Annotated in this window: 15 protein-coding genes and 1 pseudogene; 8 read left to right on the top strand and 8 right to left on the bottom strand. The window is 48.0% G+C overall.

Going from position 1 to position 17,759, the window contains the following annotated elements; translation table 11 throughout:
- The first annotated feature begins 134 nt into the window (after positions 1–134).
- From GSF01_RS03125 to GSF01_RS03115, 3 genes and pseudogenes are all read left to right on the top strand, one after another.
- Complete coding sequence (locus GSF01_RS03125; RefSeq protein ID WP_159881556.1) at positions 135–506, top strand: winged helix-turn-helix transcriptional regulator; 372 nt, start codon at positions 135–137, stop codon at positions 504–506.
- A gap of 327 nt (positions 507–833) precedes the next feature.
- Positions 834–2,336, top strand: coding sequence for an Lsa family ABC-F type ribosomal protection protein (locus GSF01_RS03120; RefSeq protein ID WP_159881555.1), 1,503 nt, complete (start codon positions 834–836; stop codon positions 2,334–2,336).
- A gap of 668 nt (positions 2,337–3,004) precedes the next feature.
- Positions 3,005–3,630, top strand: a pseudogene (locus GSF01_RS03115) (SDR family NAD(P)-dependent oxidoreductase); the annotation flags it as partial.
- 207 nt (positions 3,631–3,837) lie between these two features.
- Here the strand turns inward: GSF01_RS03115 and GSF01_RS03110 are convergent.
- From GSF01_RS03110 to GSF01_RS03090, 5 genes are all read right to left on the bottom strand, one after another.
- Positions 3,838–4,203 carry a GntR family transcriptional regulator gene (locus GSF01_RS03110; RefSeq protein WP_159881554.1) on the bottom strand — a complete coding sequence of 122 codons (366 nt, stop codon included), beginning with the start codon at positions 4,201–4,203 and terminating at the stop codon, positions 3,838–3,840.
- Complete coding sequence (locus GSF01_RS03105) at positions 4,203–4,856, bottom strand: ABC-2 transporter permease (RefSeq protein WP_159881553.1); 654 nt, start codon at positions 4,854–4,856, stop codon at positions 4,203–4,205. The genes GSF01_RS03110 and GSF01_RS03105 overlap by 1 nt, the downstream gene beginning before the upstream one ends.
- Positions 4,849–5,703, bottom strand: coding sequence for an ABC transporter ATP-binding protein (locus GSF01_RS03100; protein ID WP_159881552.1), 855 nt, complete (start codon positions 5,701–5,703; stop codon positions 4,849–4,851). The genes GSF01_RS03105 and GSF01_RS03100 overlap by 8 nt, the downstream gene beginning before the upstream one ends.
- Positions 5,704–5,926: 223 nt before the next feature.
- Complete coding sequence (locus tag GSF01_RS03095) at positions 5,927–6,364, bottom strand: SRPBCC family protein (RefSeq protein ID WP_159881551.1); 438 nt, start codon at positions 6,362–6,364, stop codon at positions 5,927–5,929.
- A gap of 5 nt (positions 6,365–6,369) precedes the next feature.
- The gene (locus GSF01_RS03090; protein ID WP_159881550.1) at positions 6,370–6,705 is read right to left on the bottom strand and encodes an ArsR/SmtB family transcription factor; all 336 of its coding nucleotides are present in this window, start codon (positions 6,703–6,705) and stop codon (positions 6,370–6,372) included.
- A 356-nt stretch (positions 6,706–7,061) separates the two neighbouring features.
- Here GSF01_RS03090 and GSF01_RS03085 point away from each other — a divergent pair, with 356 nt between their 5' ends.
- The 3 genes from GSF01_RS03085 to GSF01_RS03075 all read left to right on the top strand — a co-directional run bounded on the left by GSF01_RS03085 (position 7,062) and on the right by GSF01_RS03075 (position 9,456).
- Positions 7,062–7,655 (top strand): DUF4309 domain-containing protein, encoded by a 594-nt coding sequence (locus GSF01_RS03085; RefSeq protein WP_159881549.1) that lies wholly within the window; start codon positions 7,062–7,064, stop codon positions 7,653–7,655.
- 144 nt (positions 7,656–7,799) lie between these two features.
- The gene (locus GSF01_RS03080; RefSeq protein ID WP_235941239.1) at positions 7,800–8,513 is read left to right on the top strand and encodes a DUF6022 family protein; all 714 of its coding nucleotides are present in this window, start codon (positions 7,800–7,802) and stop codon (positions 8,511–8,513) included.
- Between the two features lie 49 nt (positions 8,514–8,562).
- On the top strand, positions 8,563–9,456 hold the full coding sequence (locus tag GSF01_RS03075) for a Vgb family protein (protein ID WP_159881548.1): 894 nt from the start codon (positions 8,563–8,565) through the stop codon (positions 9,454–9,456).
- Between the two features lie 30 nt (positions 9,457–9,486).
- On the opposite strand, the gene GSF01_RS03070 is transcribed toward GSF01_RS03075, so the two are convergent.
- From GSF01_RS03070 to GSF01_RS03060, 3 genes are all read right to left on the bottom strand, one after another.
- Positions 9,487–10,467, bottom strand: coding sequence for a BtrH N-terminal domain-containing protein (locus GSF01_RS03070; RefSeq protein WP_159881547.1), 981 nt, complete (start codon positions 10,465–10,467; stop codon positions 9,487–9,489).
- A complete protein-coding gene (locus GSF01_RS03065; protein ID WP_159881546.1) occupies positions 10,451–11,023 on the bottom strand; it encodes a PadR family transcriptional regulator in 573 nt (190 codons plus the stop codon). Before GSF01_RS03065 ends, GSF01_RS03070 begins: the two co-directional genes overlap by 17 nt.
- Positions 11,024–11,224: 201 nt before the next feature.
- Complete coding sequence (locus tag GSF01_RS03060; RefSeq protein ID WP_159881545.1) at positions 11,225–11,959, bottom strand: stalk domain-containing protein; 735 nt, start codon at positions 11,957–11,959, stop codon at positions 11,225–11,227.
- Between the two features lie 409 nt (positions 11,960–12,368).
- Here GSF01_RS03060 and GSF01_RS03055 point away from each other — a divergent pair, with 409 nt between their 5' ends.
- Positions 12,369–14,213, top strand: a complete 1,845-nt coding sequence (locus tag GSF01_RS03055) for an outer membrane protein assembly factor BamB family protein (protein WP_159881544.1) — start codon at positions 12,369–12,371, stop codon at positions 14,211–14,213.
- A 136-nt stretch (positions 14,214–14,349) separates the two neighbouring features.
- Positions 14,350–17,688 (top strand): AAA family ATPase, encoded by a 3,339-nt coding sequence (locus GSF01_RS03050; protein ID WP_159881543.1) that lies wholly within the window; start codon positions 14,350–14,352, stop codon positions 17,686–17,688.
- Positions 17,689–17,759: the final 71 nt, after the last annotated feature.

Here is a 17,759-nt window from a genome sequence, read left to right as displayed (position 1 = left end):
TTTTTCGTATGTTACAATTGCATTATGTCTGATGTTGTGAAATTTAGGAAGAACGCACTTTTTTGTTCTTATAGAACCTTTAAGTGCTATAGATACGGTAAAGTACCTAAAAACGATTTGGAGGGTGGATATCTATGGAAGATCAATCGATTCAGTTCTATAATATCCCTGCAGAAGCGACATTGGAGGTAATTGGGGGGAAATGGAAGCTATTGATTCTGTGCTATCTAAATTGCGGGCCTATGAGATCGAGCCAATTCAAAAAAGCGATTCCTAATCTATCCCAAAAGATGCTGACGCAGCAGCTTCGGGAATTGGAAGAAGCGGGAATCATTAATCGAACCATATATAATCAGGTGCCGCCGAAAGTTATTTACGAAATAAGTGAATTCGGAAAATCGCTGAAGCCGATATTAGACCAATTGGGCGAATGGGGAGAGCAATATATCAACGTTAGTAATAGCAAGAATACACACGCGAAAATTCAGTTGGGGCAGTGCAACTGACCATAGCAGGAAAGCGCATCGCTGGCAGAGATGAGGTCAGAGGATCGATCCCTCCTATTGCAATGTAGAAGCGGGTATGCTAAAATCGTATGACACACTTAACGATTGGAGTGAAGAGGATAATGTAATATTTCTTGCCATTTTTTAAAGAATAAAGCAAAATTTGTTTTGTTCTTTATTTGGCAAGAGAGTTACCTTATTCTTTTCACTCAGAAAATATATCCTTTTCATTCCCTGCACGGGTTTGGATGTGCCGTATTTTTTGAGCTACAAGAAAGGTAACTTTCTTGTAGCTCTTTTTATTTTGTCAAAGGAGGTTACGGGCGCATGTCATTGATCAAGGTAACGAATCTGACGTTTGCTTATGACGGCAGTTATGACAACATCTTTGAGAATGTTAGCTTTCAAATTGATACCGACTGGAAATTGGGCTTTACGGGGAGAAACGGCCGTGGCAAGACCACGTTTCTCAATCTGCTGCTGGGAAAGTACGAATACAGCGGTACGATTTCGGCCAACGTCAGCTTCGAGTACTTCCCATTCCACGTTGAACATAAAGAAAACAATACCATTGACGTCGTCGCCGGCATCTATCCGGACTTTGAGCACTGGCGGCTTCTTCGCGAGCTTTCGCTGCTGAATGTGTCGGAGGACGTATTATACCGACCGTTCGAATCGTTGTCCAATGGAGAACAAACGAAGGTGCTGCTGGCGGCCCTGTTTTTGAAGGAAAATCGTTTTTTGCTCATTGACGAGCCGACCAACCATCTGGACATACATGCTCGGAAGCTGGTCAGTGAATATTTGAGCGGCAAGAACGGATTTATTTTGGTGTCGCACGACCGGGCGTTTTTGGACAACTGTGTGGATCACGTTCTTTCGATCAACAAAACCAATATTGAAATCCAGAAAGGAAATTTTTCCGACTGGTGGGAGAACAAACAACGTCAGGACAACTTTGAAATGGCTGAGAACGAAAAACTGAGGAAGGACATCAAGCGGCTGTCCGAAGCGGCCAAGCGTACGAGCAGCTGGTCGCATGAAGTGGAAAAAACAAAAAACGGCACCCGCAACTCCGGCTCCAAGGTTGATAAAGGGTACATCGGTCACAAGGCTGCCAAAATGATGAAGAGGTCCAAATCGATCGAGCAAAGACAACAATCCGCGATCGAGGAAAGATCCCTGCTGCTTACCAACGTTGAAAGCTCGGAAAGCCTGAAAATTTCTCAGATGGCGTATCACAAGCAGCAATTAGTCGAGCTTGATCGCGTTTCGATTCATTATGGCGAGAAGAAGGTTTGCCGCGACGTCAGCTTTACGGTGGAGCGAGGGGACCGCATTGCGCTCTCCGGTCCGAACGGCTCAGGCAAATCCAGCTTGCTCAAATTGATTTACGGCGAGGAGATTCCTTATTCCGGCACGTTTCGAAGAGGGAGCCAGTTGAAGATATCGTATGTTTCACAGGACACTTCACACTTGCGGGGCAACTTATCGGAATTCGCCAGAAACAGCGGAATTGATGAAAGCTTGTTCAAATCGATATTGAGGAAATTGGATTTTTCGCGTTTGCAATTCGAAAAGGACATCGCTTCTTTCAGCGGCGGTCAGAAGAAGAAGGTGCTGATCGCGAAAAGCCTCTGCGAGCAGGTTCATTTACATGTTTGGGACGAACCGCTGAATTTTGTCGACGTTATTTCCCGGATGCAAATTGAAGAACTGCTGCTGGAGCATTCTCCGACCATCCTTTTTGTGGAGCATGACAGCGAGTTTTGCAAGCATATCGCGACAAAGATTGTGGAACTGATAGAGATCAACCATTCTCCAAGTTAACTTGATTCCATTCATTCCGACCGAAGTTACACCAGACATCTACTAGCTATCTGATACTAAACGGATTGAAGCGTTTTGTTCGGATTTTGAAGTTAAAGGGATAGCAGCATCACGGTCCGAGCTCAATTCGGAACGGACAACAAAAGAAACGTCACCCCATATTGCACATATCGTGGTGGCGTTTCTTTCGTTAGACGCGCGAGCTCACGAGGGGGAAGATGGTTAGTGCCTTTCCCGAATACTTTTTTGCAGAGTCATCATGGCAAAAACCTCTCACACAGACATTCAATTAGGGTGGTGTAATGGGCCATCCGCGGGAGTGCTCACCACTGGCAGCGATGATGGTTAGGGGTTCGTCCGCACAGACGAACGGAGCGAAGCAGAGGAGTATGGCGACTGAACCACCTCTTCATGGGCAGGGCTTCGACAGCAAGTGGGATCAGGCTTCGGATTTACTCCAGCGATGCCAAGCATTTTGAACCTCAGTGTGATTTTGAATGAAAAATCGTACAAAGTTATGGGTTTTTGGCGGTAGCAATTGATTTTGAATGAATAATCGTACAAAATCGCATATTTTATGGTTGGACCCATCTCATTTGTGTGATTAATCGTATAAAAGCATGTCTTTATCGGTCTTTTGTACTTATTTTATGTGAAAACAGTCACGAACTCTACAAGAAATCAAAAGCAACGAGCGGCGGATCGATATCTTGTTTAACAACGCGGGCGGATCTTTTCCCGAACTGAAGTATTCGAATCAAGGACGCGAACAGCATTATGAGCTAATGACGGTCGTTCCGTATATTGTATTGATGGAAGTAAAGGAACTCATCAAAAATAGCGGCTTAAAAACGGTGATCAACACCTCGTCGGCAGCGATAAAAATTACGAAAGAATTGGATATTGAAATTCTGGAACGCCCCAAAACTTTCCGCAGGCTGTTTGGACCTTACGCTAGCTCAAAGTTAGCGTTATCGCTGTGGACTCAAGAGATCGGGCCGCAACTTGCCAAGGAAGATATCAAAGTTCGCAGTGTTGACCCGGGCGGCAACAATACGCTTAAAAAAGGGAAGAAATCCGGCCTGCCCATCTGGCTTACTCCCGTGATGAAGCTGTTTTTCTCTCCGCCAACTCACGGTGCAACATGCTGTATGAAGGTGCTTTCGGGAAACACCGTAATGAGACCGGCGTGTTTTTGCTTAAAGGCCGGGTTGCAGCATTGAAATTTACAGATCAGGCACGAAACGTATTGGAAAGGATTCATGCAATTTACGAACATGAGTTTATACAGTAATTAAGAGGCGGATTTCTACGAACATGGAGGAATCGGCAGGCGCGCTGGATTTAGCTATTAGCTTGCTGGTGGTGCAGAACGATCTGCCGATTGCGTGAGGTAGAACGAGGTCGAATCAATCGTTCCATTAATAATTTTGTTGTGGATAGCACAGGGGACGAACACCGGGGTTCGTCCGCGCGAGAAGTGGTTCATAACCACACCGTGTCAATAAACTTCCTTTAAAAGCTCAAAAACTTCTTCTAACGTGAGGCCAAAGGATTTGTAATAGGAAGTATCAATAACCATCTGCCTTAGGATCATTTCATTGCGTTTTTGAAGCATTTCATCGGATGAAAGTTCGGCAACAAAACATCCTTTGCCGGTAATGGTATAAATCAAATCACATCGTTCGAGCTCTTCCCAAGCTTTTTTTACGGTAATTACACTGACCCGAAGCTCCGTGGCAGCTTGTCGTATGGGCGGTAAACAATACCCGCTCTCTAGCTCTCCCTTGAGAATTTGAGCGCTGATTTGTTCAAAAAGCTGCTGATAGATGGGCTTCTCGGATGTGTTTGAAATCGCAATGTTCATTATATTTCCACTTTCTCAAACCGTGTGTTGGCAATATGATAAGCGATAATCGTAAATGTTGCAAATATAACAATTCCTATGAGCAAGAGGGATAGTTGAATGGCCGAATTTTCAGTGCCCGTCCCCTTGAATAGATCGAATACGAACGAGCTCTGTATGCCAAGCCATTCCGCGCCCCCAGCAAAAAGGATAGCTGCTGTAATAGATGCAATCGCGGCTGCGCCGTATTTATACGCCGTCTTGTAATACATCGATATAAAGATGATATTGAAGATCGCCAGCATGACGAAACATAGTCCCCAAAAACCTAAGGTTGGTTCAAAGAAATAGTAGGTCAGATCCGGATACAAGCGAACACTAATCATGCCATATATAACGGCAACCACAATATGCAATAACTCCAGAATTACAATAAAGGATACTTTTGCTTTAACCATGTCTTTTTTCGTTACAGGCAGCATGCTTGTAAACATTAAATCGTTCTGACTTTTATATCCTGCGAACATATTCGGTATCGTAATAAAACAAAAGTATAGGATGACAATGAAATATAGCCATCCCGGAATTAACATCAAGGCACCTGTTAAAAAGGGCAATACATAAAAGAACGGACTTACGCCTAACCTTATTTCTTTCATCAATAAATTATGCATACATATCCTCCTTCTTCGAGAAGTAGATCATAATCTCTTCAAGATTAGGCACTTCGGATTTAATACCTAAAGACAGATCAAAGTCTTGCGTACGAATCAAGCCTGTAAAGCCGAAGGAATTGGTTTTGTAGGAAACTAACCGGTCTTTAATCAGAGCCAATTGCTCTTTTTTTCCATTCAACAAGCGATACGTATCGATAAAATCTTCTTTCTCAGCACTATTGACTATTTGTCCGTTATGGATATAGGTAATATAATCTGCACACTTTTCCAAGTCCGACGTGATATGAGTTGAGAACAGAATGCTGATTTCGCCGTCTTTCACTAGTTCCCGGAATATATCCAGCAGATTGTCTCGAGCAACCGGATCAAGTCCGCTTGTTGGTTCATCTAGGATCAGAAGCTTCGCGCCGTGTGACAAAGCAAGGGCAAGGCTGTATTTTACTTTCATTCCAGCTGATAATTCGGCTATTTTTTTGTCTTCAATCAAGTTGAATTTTTTAAGATACTTCCTATAGGTTTCATCATCCCAATTCCGATAGAACGTTTTGATCACATTCGTTAACGTTTTAATTTTACTGCGCGTATAAAAATTGATGTCTCCAAATGCAGAGCCCATTTCTTGTTTCAATTCGACCTCGTGTTCGGCCATGCTCTTACCCAAAATACGGATCTCGCCGCTATCCATACGAATCAAATTCAAAATCGACTTTATGGTAGTTGTTTTTCCTGCGCCGTTAGCTCCGATGAATCCCATAATATAACCTTTTTCCAGTTGAAACGATACGTCCTTTAAATGAAAATGTTCATATTTTTTATTCAAGTTTTTTATCTCTAATGCCAGCATATCGTACCATTCACTCCTAACTGTGTATAATGTATATACACAATATATCACCAGGAGGATTATACTGTCAATATCGTTTTTTGATATCAGCCATTCAATTAAGAATCGGACATCCCACTTCCTTTTGCACCTATCGATTAAGCGTACGAAAGACCGGTAATCTCTATTGAACGCCGTCTGAGGAGAGGAACCATGAAGGCATCTGCTCTGTTTTGCTCTCGGTCTACTGCTTCTGGTCAAGCAAGTGCGTCGCCAAAGTATCGAGCGTGCTGGACCAGCCGTCATAGAAGAACCGGTCGCCAGGGTGACCGGCTACTCCGCGCAGATGGAAGGTCATCTCCGTGTGGTTTCCCTGTTCGGTGAGAGTTAGGGTCACGACAGGGGAGTTGGGATCATTGGGGTGACCCCAAGTGAAGACGAGCCGCTCGAACGGTTTGACCTCGAGAAAGACACCTCCCGTGGGATACTCTTCGCCTGTCTTGTTGTTGACCATAGTGTAGTGATAGTCTCCACCTTCGCGGACATCGAAGGAGATGGACTCCAAGGGTGTCGAAGGTAACCAGGCTGCGAGCTGCTTTGCCTCGGTCCAGGCTTGCCACACAAGCTCGCGCCGGGCATTCAGGGTACGGGTGATGGTGAACTCCGGTATAGATGTAGACATGTTTATTATTCCTCCCTGTTGGTCATGGTTTTGAGGTGTTCTTCCAGAGCATCCAAGCGCTGGTTCCACTCGCGGCGGTGCTTCTCGACCCAAGCGGCTGCCTCATCGAGCGGTTCGGTACGCATCGTCAGGGTGCGCCATTGCGCGTTCGTAGTGCGGTCGATTAGCCCCGCTCGCTCCAGTACTTTGAGGTGCTGGGAGACTGCAGGTGCGCTTATCTCGAAGGGCTCCGCAATCTCCCCGACCGTCGCGGGACTCTGCGACAGCCTGGTCAAGATGTTCCGGCGTGTCGGATCGGCGAGCGCAGCGAAGACGAGGCTGAGTGAGTCTTTTGCAATCAATTAATAACCCCCTTAATTAAGTATATTATTAAACATAGAGCTCAATGATTGTCCTGTCAAGCTTTAACGTTCTCATTTAAGTGCCGGAGAAAGAAGGCAGGAGCGACTTATTAAGTCAGAAACCTTGTCCGAATAAGGAGTTGCGACTGTTTGCTCCGATTTTTGCCGCGATGGTTAAGGGGCGGGGAAACCACACCGATGGCACGGGAGCTCGGGGGATGAACCCAGGGCTCCAAACGATAGCCCTAGATTATTCTTTGCAACAAAAACAAACAGATAGTCGTTGAATATGTACCTAAATCAAATAAATGGATGGTAATACCAATATTTACATCCCTAAGGAGGACGGCCCAATCATGAAAAAAAGAATGTTTACCCTCGGACTTGTCGCTGGAATAACTTTGGCTAGTGCTTCAAGTGTATACGCTGCAGATAGGATCAAAGCCTATCTTTATCCAGTAAAGCTAGTCCTTAATGGGGAGGAAACGAAAATCCCGGGGGGAATGGATATAATAAATTACTCCAATAATGAATTACCTCTTAAGGAGGGCAAGTTAAAACCGGTCATCTCAGACGATTTCATTTCAATAGCAACCCAAGGAAAAATAAATGGGATAGATATACCATTAGGTATGTCCAAAGAGGATGTCATTAAAAATTTAGGAGAGCCCGACGAAATCGGAAAAGAACATACGGAATATTTAAAGTACTCAGCCACAAAATTTTTCATACATGATAATTCCGTACTTTCGATTGAAACTGAATTACCGTTGTCGCTCTCTCCAAAAGAAATAAAAGATAAGCTTGGTCATCCTGATGCGGATGAGATGAGCGATATCGGACCTTCCGAATACCTTGTTGGTTATAGAACAGGCGATTATTATTTGTACTTTAAATTTAAAACCAATGGATTACAAACTAAGACTTTATTATTAAAAAAATTCCCTTGAGTAAGTAGGCAAAAAAGAATGCTCAGAACTGATCATTACACTAACAGCATTTCTGATAATTAGGCAGGTGATGATAAAAATTCCACTAACTGATAGAGGTGACTCATTGCTCGCATCTGGGAGCGGATGATCTTGTTCAAATAGGTGAAAACTTGGTCTGCAAGTTTTGAAACTTCTTCCGAATTATGCGGGTCTAACCTTTTTATCGATTGCTTTAGAGCAACGGTATCGTCTGAATATACACAGTTTTGCAGCACTTGTATAAATCTGATTTTTGTACTCCTGTCTGCTGTGAAACGTCATGAATGCTATATCTTTCTTCGTTGCTGCTTCCTTGACCGTACTACTCAACAATTACCCCAATTCCGTTATACCATGTCGATCGAAGAGATCGGCAATGAAGGCAACCGGTATATCGATTCCATCTGGCATTCCTTATATGAATCAATGTACGAGGAGCTAACAAACGCTTTTCGCGAAATTGAGGATGCGGCTTACGGGATGTATTTGGATAGGTTGATGCCTCCATTATTTGAGCGTTTAAAGGAGGTTGGGTTCGTTGCTATGGAGCCTGTGGAGGAAAATGACTTCATCATAGGTCAATGCTTGCTCTTTCGAAACTCGCTTGAAAAATGGGGCTCCGAGACTAACAGGTCCAGAATATTCTGGAACGTCGTCCGTCGCACAGATGGTCATATGGTCGGGAACCTATTGACTGAAATTCCTCACTCTCATCTGAAATTCGATATTCCTTCAGCGCCAGTTCTCTATACTTTGAGAGAATGCGACAGAGGGCAGATTATGCAAGGAATTCGGCAAATCAAAGAAATAGAAAATGCTACAGGCGAAGATGTCTAATGATAAGTCCTAATTCTAAAATGATGAGGGAATGGGAGAGGAGCATGACATGAGAGTTCGTATGAGAGAGTATTCGATACTTGAGGCTGCATCCGGCCCTTACGGAATAACAGCGGGGAAAGACGGAGAGATGTGGTTTACGGAGCAAAAAGGTAACCGAATCGGGCGTATTGACGAAAATGGCGAGATTGTATCCTTCTCCATCCCCACTCCGAACGCAGGCGCGATGTCAATAATAAAGAATCAGGCGGGCGACATATGGTTTACCGAATATCAGGCTAATAAAATCGGAAGAATGTCGATGGACGGCCGCTTCATAGAATACGAGCTTCCGACAGAGAACGCTTCTCCCTTTGGTATTACAGAGGGGGCGGACGGTGCCATATGGTTTACTCAGATAGGCTGCGGAAAGATTGGAAGGCTTAGCCAAACGGGGGAAGTTACGGAGTTCGAGCTAGCTGACCCGAAGTCATTCCCCTCATATATAACCCAGGGTCCGGACGATGCATTATGGTTTACACTTAATCAAAAAAATGCCATCGGAAGAATCACTTTAGCGGGTGAGATACAGGAATATCTTATTCCAACCCTTAATTCCGGGCCCGTAGGCATGACTAGCGGACCCGATGGAGCTTTGTGGTTTGTTCAAATCCAAGGGAATAAGATTGGGCGTATCACGGTCTCAGGAGAGGTTCGCGAATTTCTTATCCCCACTCCGAACGCCCGGCCGCATGCTATTGTCAGCGGCTTACATGATGATCTGTGGTTTACGGAATGGGGAGCTAATCGAATCGGTCATATTTCGACGCGAGGGGAAATAGTCGAGTACGAAATTCCAACCCCGCATGCAGAACCTCATGGTATTGCTCTTAGTGCGAGCGGTGAGATTTGGTTCGCGGAAGAGTGCAATCAAATTGGGCGGCTCGCATGGATTCGAGAGTAATGCTGGATCGTCATCATTACGGTAAGGGTTCTACAACAATAACTCCATGGCTGCGCGTTCTTTATCCGCAATCTCGAGCAAAAGTTTGGACGCTTGCACGAGATCTTGGTGATCGCTTGTTCTTCCTGCATGATCGATCAAAGCAGAGACACTACTCCACAGTGGAGCGATTTCCGTAAACAAATGGTGGGCTTGTTCGATTCTGGGGTCGTCCAGCCGCTCCGCGCATTCTCTCAGAAAATCCCTGTACAGATTCCGAAACAAAGCACCGCCGGTTCCCGCCCGCTCCATCAGCAATGCGGTCAGACCTAAATCATGTTCGAAATTGCTGCTGCGTGAAGGCCACTTCAAGATTTCAGCACTCATTTTAACAATGCCTTTATTGCCAATATTGCGAATAGGCGGGTTCAAGTAGTCATGCGCATTCTTGGTCAAGGATTCGCGTATTGCGGGAGCGAGCGGAGGCAAGCCATCGATTGGCTCGAGTGTAAAGGAACGATTCCGGGAACTCATGGGTCCCTTTGCGTTTCTGGCCGCGGCCAAGCCTGTCAAACTCGTCTTCGCCAGCCCGCCCTGTTGACTAGTGTCCGCCATGTAGGCGTATTCGTCATCTATACCGTAAAGTACCGCATAGTGACCGGCAAAGTGCACTTTGTTATTAAAATAATCTAAGTAATAGGAATCTAATTTTAGTCCAACCGGAATTCCGCGTTCAATGCAACTCCGTACGTTCTGCCACGCTTTATTGACGGACGAGGTCTCTTGAAGGTTGACGGTCAAGCCGAGTCGGTCGGCGAGGTTAGCGGTCAATTCATCGGGCTTTACCCTTCCTCCGATGAACGGAAAGTCCATTCCCTTCGAATCCCAATATATGAATCCAAGCCCTTGCCCGAGTCCGAATAACATCGATTCAGACAAGCGGACTCCCGCATATTGCAGCAAGTTGCCGATGGCGGTCGTTTCGCAATGTTCGCCTTGGTAAGGAATGAAATCTTCAATGATGTTGACCATATTCACCTGTCCCCTCCAACAATTCATGAATCAGACTGTCAATGAAAGCTTGCTCGCTCTCAATTAAGCTTATCGGATGCAGGAACAGCGCCCTTACGTTCAACGGTAAGCTAATGCCGCCTTGTGATTCGTACTTTTGTCTTATCTTTATCGAGGCTTGTCCGAGGAAATCCAGCCGATTCTGTAAAGCAAGGATGGCTTCTTCTTTCCCGATAAAGGGCAAAGCGGCCAAACCGAGATCGAAGCGGTGGTCACGTTCCCGGGCAGACGACAGACTGTCAATAATTTCATTTCGCAGCTTAAGCATACCAGCTTCAGTGAGGGCGAATCGTGTCGGCGTCGGTCCCTTGCCGGACTTCTCATCAGGTTCCAAGGATGCGATCCATTCTTTATCGCTAAGTTTTTTCAGTCCTGCATAGATCGAAGTGGTCCCGATATTCGTCCATTCTCTATAGCCTCGCTGATCGACTACCTTCTTAACATCGTACCCGGAAGCTTGATGATATTCCGCGATGATTTGCAGGAGCATGAATTCGACATTCGATAAGGTTTGCATGGAGGGACTCCTTATATCAAATATTTCATATGTGAAATATAACATAGGTGTAATAAAAGTTCAATAACCGCATCTAGGGTTCGCGGTTTGAACATAGAGCCTATGGCAAGGTTCGATATTCCATAACATGAAGAAAAGCCACTTCTACGGAAATGGCTTTTTTGTCTATTCATTTCTTTTTTTGGCTGAAACACACCCGATTTACTTGAGAGAGACCGGAATGGCCGCCGTCGTAACATAGCTATCCTTCAAGATATAGAGTAGCGGCTTTTCGGCTTGTACAGCGGCATCATAAGCCGATACTAAGGCATAGGGGCTGCCTTGCAGGTCTACATCCAGCTCCGTAACCCGATCGGCCTCGAGACTGATCTCCTCCGTCAATTGCTGATTGCTGCCGTTCATCACCCTGACCTTCATCGACGAGGGAGAGTACAGGGTCAGATGTAACGTATTGTATGGTTTTCCAAAGTTGAATTTTAAGTAAGGCGATCCCTCATACCAGCCCAACCCTACGTTTTCCGCCGTAAAGGCGTAAGCCCCGTCATACTGGCGATTTCCGAAAACAAGCTGTTTTTTGTCAGCGATATCGTAAAACTTCTCGCTCCAGTTATCCACTTTCACTTCTTTGGAATACAACGTGAGGTTGCTGCTCTCGCGCATGCTGACGGTTTGCGTGGAGCTTTCCCATGCGATCGGAATGTCAAAGGCATTGGCAACTACCCGAAGCGGCAAATAAGTCGTTCCGTTGTACGTGATCGGAAGCACTTCCTCGCCGTTGTCGCCGACAGGGCGCCAAGGCTTGCCATCCAGACGAAATTTGATCTCTGAATTGAGATAGGCTTTGATCTCGGTAAGATTGCTGGCTGCTAACGCTCCGGTAGCTAGAGAAAGCATGGCGGTGATGAAAAGCAGCAGAATAACATGTGTCTTCTTCATGAATCATTTTCCTCCATTCGTTAATGATCGAGCTCAACAAGTAAAAGCGTAGCAAGATAAACGCTTCAAAAGCGTTTCAAAAACGTTTTAAAAAAGTTTTAAAAACGGGTAGGGGGCGGGGAAGCGCTTTTGAAGCGCTTGCTGTTTTAAAATCACTTAGGAAGGCGGTTCGCGAACCGCTTGATCTTGCTGAAAAACCAGTGAAACGGTATGTGGCGCATGAACAAGAAAGGAGCTCTCTATGCTTGTTAAAAAATCGCTTTGCGCTGTTTTCTCAATTGCCCTGCTGCTGGCTTGTTTCACTCCGCCTCACTCCGCTAAGGCACTTGATTTTAAGTTAAATCCGGATGTAAAGACAGAAGTCAACCCGGACCTTATCCTAAACCTGACTTTGCCGAGTTCAAACGGCGTGGAACGATGGGTGTTTGAAGCAGGGGGAGCGATCAACTCGTCTTCGCCGGCAATCGGTGCCGACGGCACTGTTTACGTTGGATCGGTGGATGGGAAGCTTTATGCAGTCGATAAAAAGGGAACGAAGAAATGGGAGTTCGCAACGAAAACTGCCGTGTACTCCTCGCCGGCAATTGGCGCGGACGGCACTGTGTATGTCGGCTCGGGCGTCCATCTATATGCAATTACTCCTGACGGAAAGCGGAAATGGGCGTTCGAAGCAGGGGGCGGCATATACTCAACGCCGGCTATTGGCGCAGACGGTACCGTCTATGTGGAATGTGAGGATGGGAAGCTTTATGCGCTCATGCCGGACGGTATGAAAAGATGGGAGTTCAAAACAGGAGGGGGGATGAGCGGCAAACCCGCCATTGATTCTAACGGCACCATCTATGTCGGTTCCCGCGATAAGAAGCTCTATGCGATCAACCCGAATGGAACGAAGAAATGGGAATTGACTACAATCGATGAAGTGAAATCCTCACCGGCGATCGGGACAGATGGTACCGTCTACATCGCTTCCGGTGCAAAGAGACTGTATGCGATCAAGTCGGATGGGAAGGTCAAATGGGAGTATCCATTGGATGATGAGCTTTATGGAGGTAATCTTTATGCATCGCCAGCGATTGGTGTAGATGGCACCATCTATGTCGGCTCGGGCGGCTCAGGCATGTATGCAATCAAGCCCGACGGAACAAAGAAATGGAAATTCGATACAGATGGCATTATGATAACTACACCTGCGGTTGGCGCAGACGGCACCGTCTATATCGGTTCGGCCGATATGAAGCTCTATGCGATTAAAGCGGATGGAACGAAGAAATGGGAGTTCAAAACCAATGGCCAAATCATCGCCGCATCGGCGGTCGGCTCTGACGGAACGGTATATATGGGATCTGGCGACAGCAAGTTATATGCCGTCGGTATCGTGCACGTCAACGGAGTAAGCTTGAATAGGACCACACTCCATTTGGTCGCTGGGCAAAGCGAGACGCTGCAGGCGACCGTTGCGCCAGCCCATGCTACTTATCGAGATATCATATGGTCGAGCAGTGACGAACGCATAGCCAAAGTGGACGCTACAGGTAAAGTAACGGGAATGGGGCCAGGCAAAGCTACGGTTACCGCAACGTCAGAGGATGGAGGGTACTACAAAATAGGCATCGTGACCGTATCCGCCGCGACGGGCGATAATCCCCCAGCCCCGGCAAACCCTCCTCCCGCTCCGGCAAACGGCCCGCCTTCTCCGCAACCGGATGCGGCGAATCTGACGGACATTGCGGGGCATAGGCTGGGCTCGGAAATCGCCAAAGCGGTGGCGCTCGGCATCGTTTTCGGTTATTCGGACGGTACATTTCGGCCCGACGGGAACGTTACTCGAGCCGAATTCGCCAGCATGATCGTCAGAGGGCTGCCCCCAGGGGATGAAGGAGCGCCGCTTGGCTTCAAAGATAAGGACACAATCGGGACCTGGGCCGAGAAGGCGGTGCGGCAGGCGGTGGCGCTCGGCATCATTCACGGATATGAGGACGGTACGTTCCGGCCTGATGCGAATATTACCCATGCGGAAATGATCTCGATGGTCATTCGCGCCTCCGGTTTCTCCATGGACCAAGAGCGGCAGACCGGTTTTGCTGATGACGCGGACATTCCGAAGTGGGCGAAGCCCGCCGTTTTCAAAGCCGAGGAGACCGGCATCCTCAACGCCGGTGAATTTCGGGACGGCAAATTTGCGCCGCAAGCGATGTCCACTCGCGCTGAAGCCGCATCCTCTATCGTCCGCATGCTGGAGGTTCGGAAATAGAAGACTTCGCCAGATCCTTGACTGAACCCCGTCAAAGGATCTTTTTTTTATCCGGCTTATCGAATCGAAAGGAATTTCCGCATAAATAAGAGAATACAATGGACAATGATTCGATGGAAGAATGGAGGGGAGCCGGTTGTCAAGCTGCAGATTTCAGTTATTAGGCAGTTTGAAAATTACCCTCGACGGCGAAGAACAATCGGAAATACCCGGGAAAAGGGCCGCGCTGCTGCTGGCCTATTTGATTCTCGCTTTTGACGCGCCTCCCAGCAGAAGGCAGGTCGCATTTCATTTCTGGCCCGATTCCACCGAGAAGCAAGCATTGTCCAATTTGCGGAAGCTGCTCCACGATCTTCGGCAATCCGTTCCGAGAATCGACCGCTATCTGAAGATTACACACGCATCCATAAGCCTGAATCGCGAACTGCCCTTCTATTCGGATGTGCATGAATTCGAACAGGCCGCGCAAGGAACAACGGTTCACGAGCTGCGCAGAGCGGAAGGGCTGTACAGAGGAGAGCTGCTTTCCGGGTTCAGTGATGAGTGGCTCGCAGTAAAGCGGGATGAGCTGGTACAACTGTACCTGAACGCGCTGAACAAGCTTGTTTCCATATTGGAACGTCAGCGTGAATATGCAGCAGCTTTGTTTTTTGCACAGAAGCTCCTTGTTCAGGATCTTCTCAGGGAGGAAACGTACCGCACGGTGATGCGGCTTCATGCCTTGAATAGAGACATGGCCGGCGTCGTGCAAACTTACTGGAAGCTGCACGGTATGATGCAAGCCGAACTCGGGATCGGCCCTTCGGAGGAGACGCTGCATCTGTATGAAAGACTGACGAAAACCGGGAGCCGGAATTCCACGGACATGCAAAGCAAAGCCCCGCTGATCGGCAGAATCGGCGAATGGGAAAGCTTGTTGAGCGCCTGGAAGCAAATCTCGGCCGGCGGAAACGTTCTTTTTCTATTGAAAGGGGAGGCAGGAATAGGAAAGACCCGTTTGGCCCTGGAGTTTAAGGCCTATATGGAAGGCATGGGGATTCAAACCGCTCTAGCCGGCTGTTATCCGTCGGTCAGATCGCTATCCTATACGCCGGTAACGAACTGGCTCCGGAGCCTTCCGCTCCCGGGGCTTGGTTCGGTTTGGCTGTCCGAACTTGCGCGTCTTCTTCCCGAATTGCTGGAGCGATACCCGGATCTGCCGAAGCCGTCTCCGATTCAAGAGAAATGGCAGTTGAACCAATGGTACGAAGCGATCGAACGAATGCTGCTGGCCAGTGAGCCGCTGATGCTTCTCCTTGACGATATCCAGTGGAGCGATGAAGAGACGCTTCAGCTTCTTTCTTACCTGATTCGCAGCGGCTCCAAAGTCAGACTGCTCTTGGTGGCGACGATGCGAACAGACGAAGATGCAGGCGAAGCCGTCGCGCATGTTCTGGGTGAGCTTCGGTCCGAGCGGAAGCTGATCGAAATCGAACTGGCTCAGCTTAGCCGGGACGAAACGGCGCGCTTGGCGGCCGTGACGGTCGGCGATGCGCTGACGGACCGCCATTCCTCGGATTTATACGTGGAAACCGGCGGCAATCCGCTGTTTATTGTGGAAACGCTGCGGGAATGGCAAGCGAGCGGGAACGGCGGCGAATTCCGTCTGTCGAAAGTGGCGAAAACCGTTATTGAAAACCGGCTGAACAGGCTGTCTTCGGTCAACCGCCAGCTTGTATCGATTATCGCCGCTGTCGGAAGGCCTGTCTCCACAGCGCTATTGGCGATCATAACGGGCGTCGAAGAGGAACTGATTCTTGCGCTCACGGAGCGGCTGGTGCAATTGAAGATTTTACAGGAGGCCGGGGGCTGTAATTACGGGTTCACTCATGACATCATAAAAGAAACCGCTTACAATATGGTCAATGAGAGCAGGAGACGCAGGTGTCACCGGCAAATCGCGGAAGGCTTGCTCGACTATTATCGCGTGCAGATCGAAGCAGTTGCCGGAGAGATCGCTTTTCACTACGAGCTTGCGGGGATGGAACGGGAGGCCATTGCCTACTATGAAACGGCAGCCGCGGCGGCGGAGAAGATCTATGCCAATGAGACGAGAATCAATTATTACCGGAAGCTCTCCGGCCTGCTGCCTCCCGAGCAGATGCTGCCCGTTCTGATGAAACTCGGCGACGCTTTGATCGTGACAGGAGATTGGAACGAAGCGGAAGACACTTACAAGAAATGGCTTGAACGATACGGATACTTGGTTACGATAAATGAGCGGTCTTATTGCGACGTCGCACTTGGCAATTGCTTGCGTCTGCTGGGTAAATTCGAGGAAGCCAGTTTCCATCTGGAACGGGCGTCCTACCACTTCAAGCTGACGGAGGATCACGACGGGCTGAGCTTCGCATACGGAACGCTAGGTGTGTTGCATTACTTTATGGCAAGCTACGACAAATCGTTTCGATACTTCCTAGATCGAATGGAATTGTCCCGTACCGGAAATCAGACGCAGGACGATGTACGGTTCCTTGGCATGATCGGCTTCCTTCATTACGATCAATGCGAGTACGACCAAGCGATCTATTGGTTCCATAGACAAATCGGACTCGCTACGCAAATTCGGGATGCGCTTTTCGTCGGGGATGCAATGGGCGGACTGGCTTTGGTCTATTTCGAGACGGACGATATGGAGCTCGCCTACGACCGCATCGTCGAGAAGCTGGAGATCAGCAAGTCGATCGGGGCGCGAATGGGCTTCGCGATGGGGGTGGGCATGTTAGGGAAATATTATCATTTGCTCGGCTCCAGCCAGCAAGCGGAATCATGCATCGCCTTCTGCCTTGAAGAAGCGGTTCGCATTCAGGATTGGCATATTGCCGTCGTCGTACTCGGCATCGAAGGCTCCAATCTTATGGAGCAGCATCGGTATGAGGAAGCCGGCCGATGGATCGAACGTTCGGCTCGGTTAGCCAAGCAGCTTCGTATCCCTTTCTTCGAATGTGAGGCGCTCTATTTCATGAGCCTCTTACGGGAGCGGCTCCATCTTTTAGATAGCGCGGCGGAGGTTGCTGAAGAGTCTTTGAAGCTCGCCATTCGGCTAAAACGGCGGGGGTTGCAGGTCAAGCTTCTTGTGCAGCTTCTGCAGGTAAAGACTCGCTTGGGACGAATCAGCACCGGCGAAGCGATGGACGAGCTGCAGCGTATGGCGGTACAATACGCCGGTGAGCAGGAGCAAGCCGCCATTCGCTACGCCATGTGGCGACTGGATCCTGACTCGCCTGTACATCAGACAGCGGCATTCTCCTTGAACGAAGCGCTGTACCGGAAATCAGGTAAACAGGAATATTTCGGCCGTTTGTCCGAGCTTGGCGGCTCCGACAAAGTTATAGCATCGCGCCCGATGCCGAGGCTTGCGGCAGAAGCCGTGAAGCAAAAGCCAAATACCTCGAATCTGTTGGCGGATATCGATCGTTTTTTAGGGCTCGATTGATGTAGGGATGTGGTCAGGGTTCGAGGTTTTTATGTGCTGTGCACGTGCACGGTTTTATGAACGAAAGAAGC

The sequence above is a fragment of the Paenibacillus puerhi genome (assembly GCF_009846885.1).
GTDB lineage: Bacteria > Bacillota > Bacilli > Paenibacillales > NBRC-103111 > Paenibacillus_G > Paenibacillus_G puerhi.
Note: the sequence above shows the minus strand (reverse complement) of the source record. Positions and strands in the feature narration are given on the sequence as shown.

Bases quoted from the DNA above. Each gene is read 5' to 3' on its own strand.
- GSF01_RS03060 (WP_159881545.1), bottom strand. From the start codon at position 11,959: ATGAAGAAGACACATGTTATTCTGCTGCTTTTCATCACCGCCATGCTT.
- GSF01_RS03065 (WP_159881546.1), bottom strand. From the start codon at position 11,023: ATGCAAACCTTATCGAATGTCGAATTCATGCTCCTGCAAATCATCGCG.
- GSF01_RS03120 (WP_159881555.1), top strand. From the start codon at position 834: ATGTCATTGATCAAGGTAACGAATCTGACGTTTGCTTATGACGGCAGT.
- GSF01_RS03075 (WP_159881548.1), top strand. From the start codon at position 8,563: ATGAGAGTTCGTATGAGAGAGTATTCGATACTTGAGGCTGCATCCGGC.
- GSF01_RS03110 (WP_159881554.1), bottom strand. From the start codon at position 4,203: ATGAACATTGCGATTTCAAACACATCCGAGAAGCCCATCTATCAGCAG.
- GSF01_RS03085 (WP_159881549.1), top strand. From the start codon at position 7,062: ATGAAAAAAAGAATGTTTACCCTCGGACTTGTCGCTGGAATAACTTTG.
- GSF01_RS03105 (WP_159881553.1), bottom strand. From the start codon at position 4,856: ATGCATAATTTATTGATGAAAGAAATAAGGTTAGGCGTAAGTCCGTTC.
- GSF01_RS03100 (WP_159881552.1), bottom strand. From the start codon at position 5,703: ATGCTGGCATTAGAGATAAAAAACTTGAATAAAAAATATGAACATTTT.
- GSF01_RS03070 (WP_159881547.1), bottom strand. From the start codon at position 10,467: ATGGTCAACATCATTGAAGATTTCATTCCTTACCAAGGCGAACATTGC.
- GSF01_RS03125 (WP_159881556.1), top strand. From the start codon at position 135: ATGGAAGATCAATCGATTCAGTTCTATAATATCCCTGCAGAAGCGACA.
- GSF01_RS03095 (WP_159881551.1), bottom strand. From the start codon at position 6,364: ATGTCTACATCTATACCGGAGTTCACCATCACCCGTACCCTGAATGCC.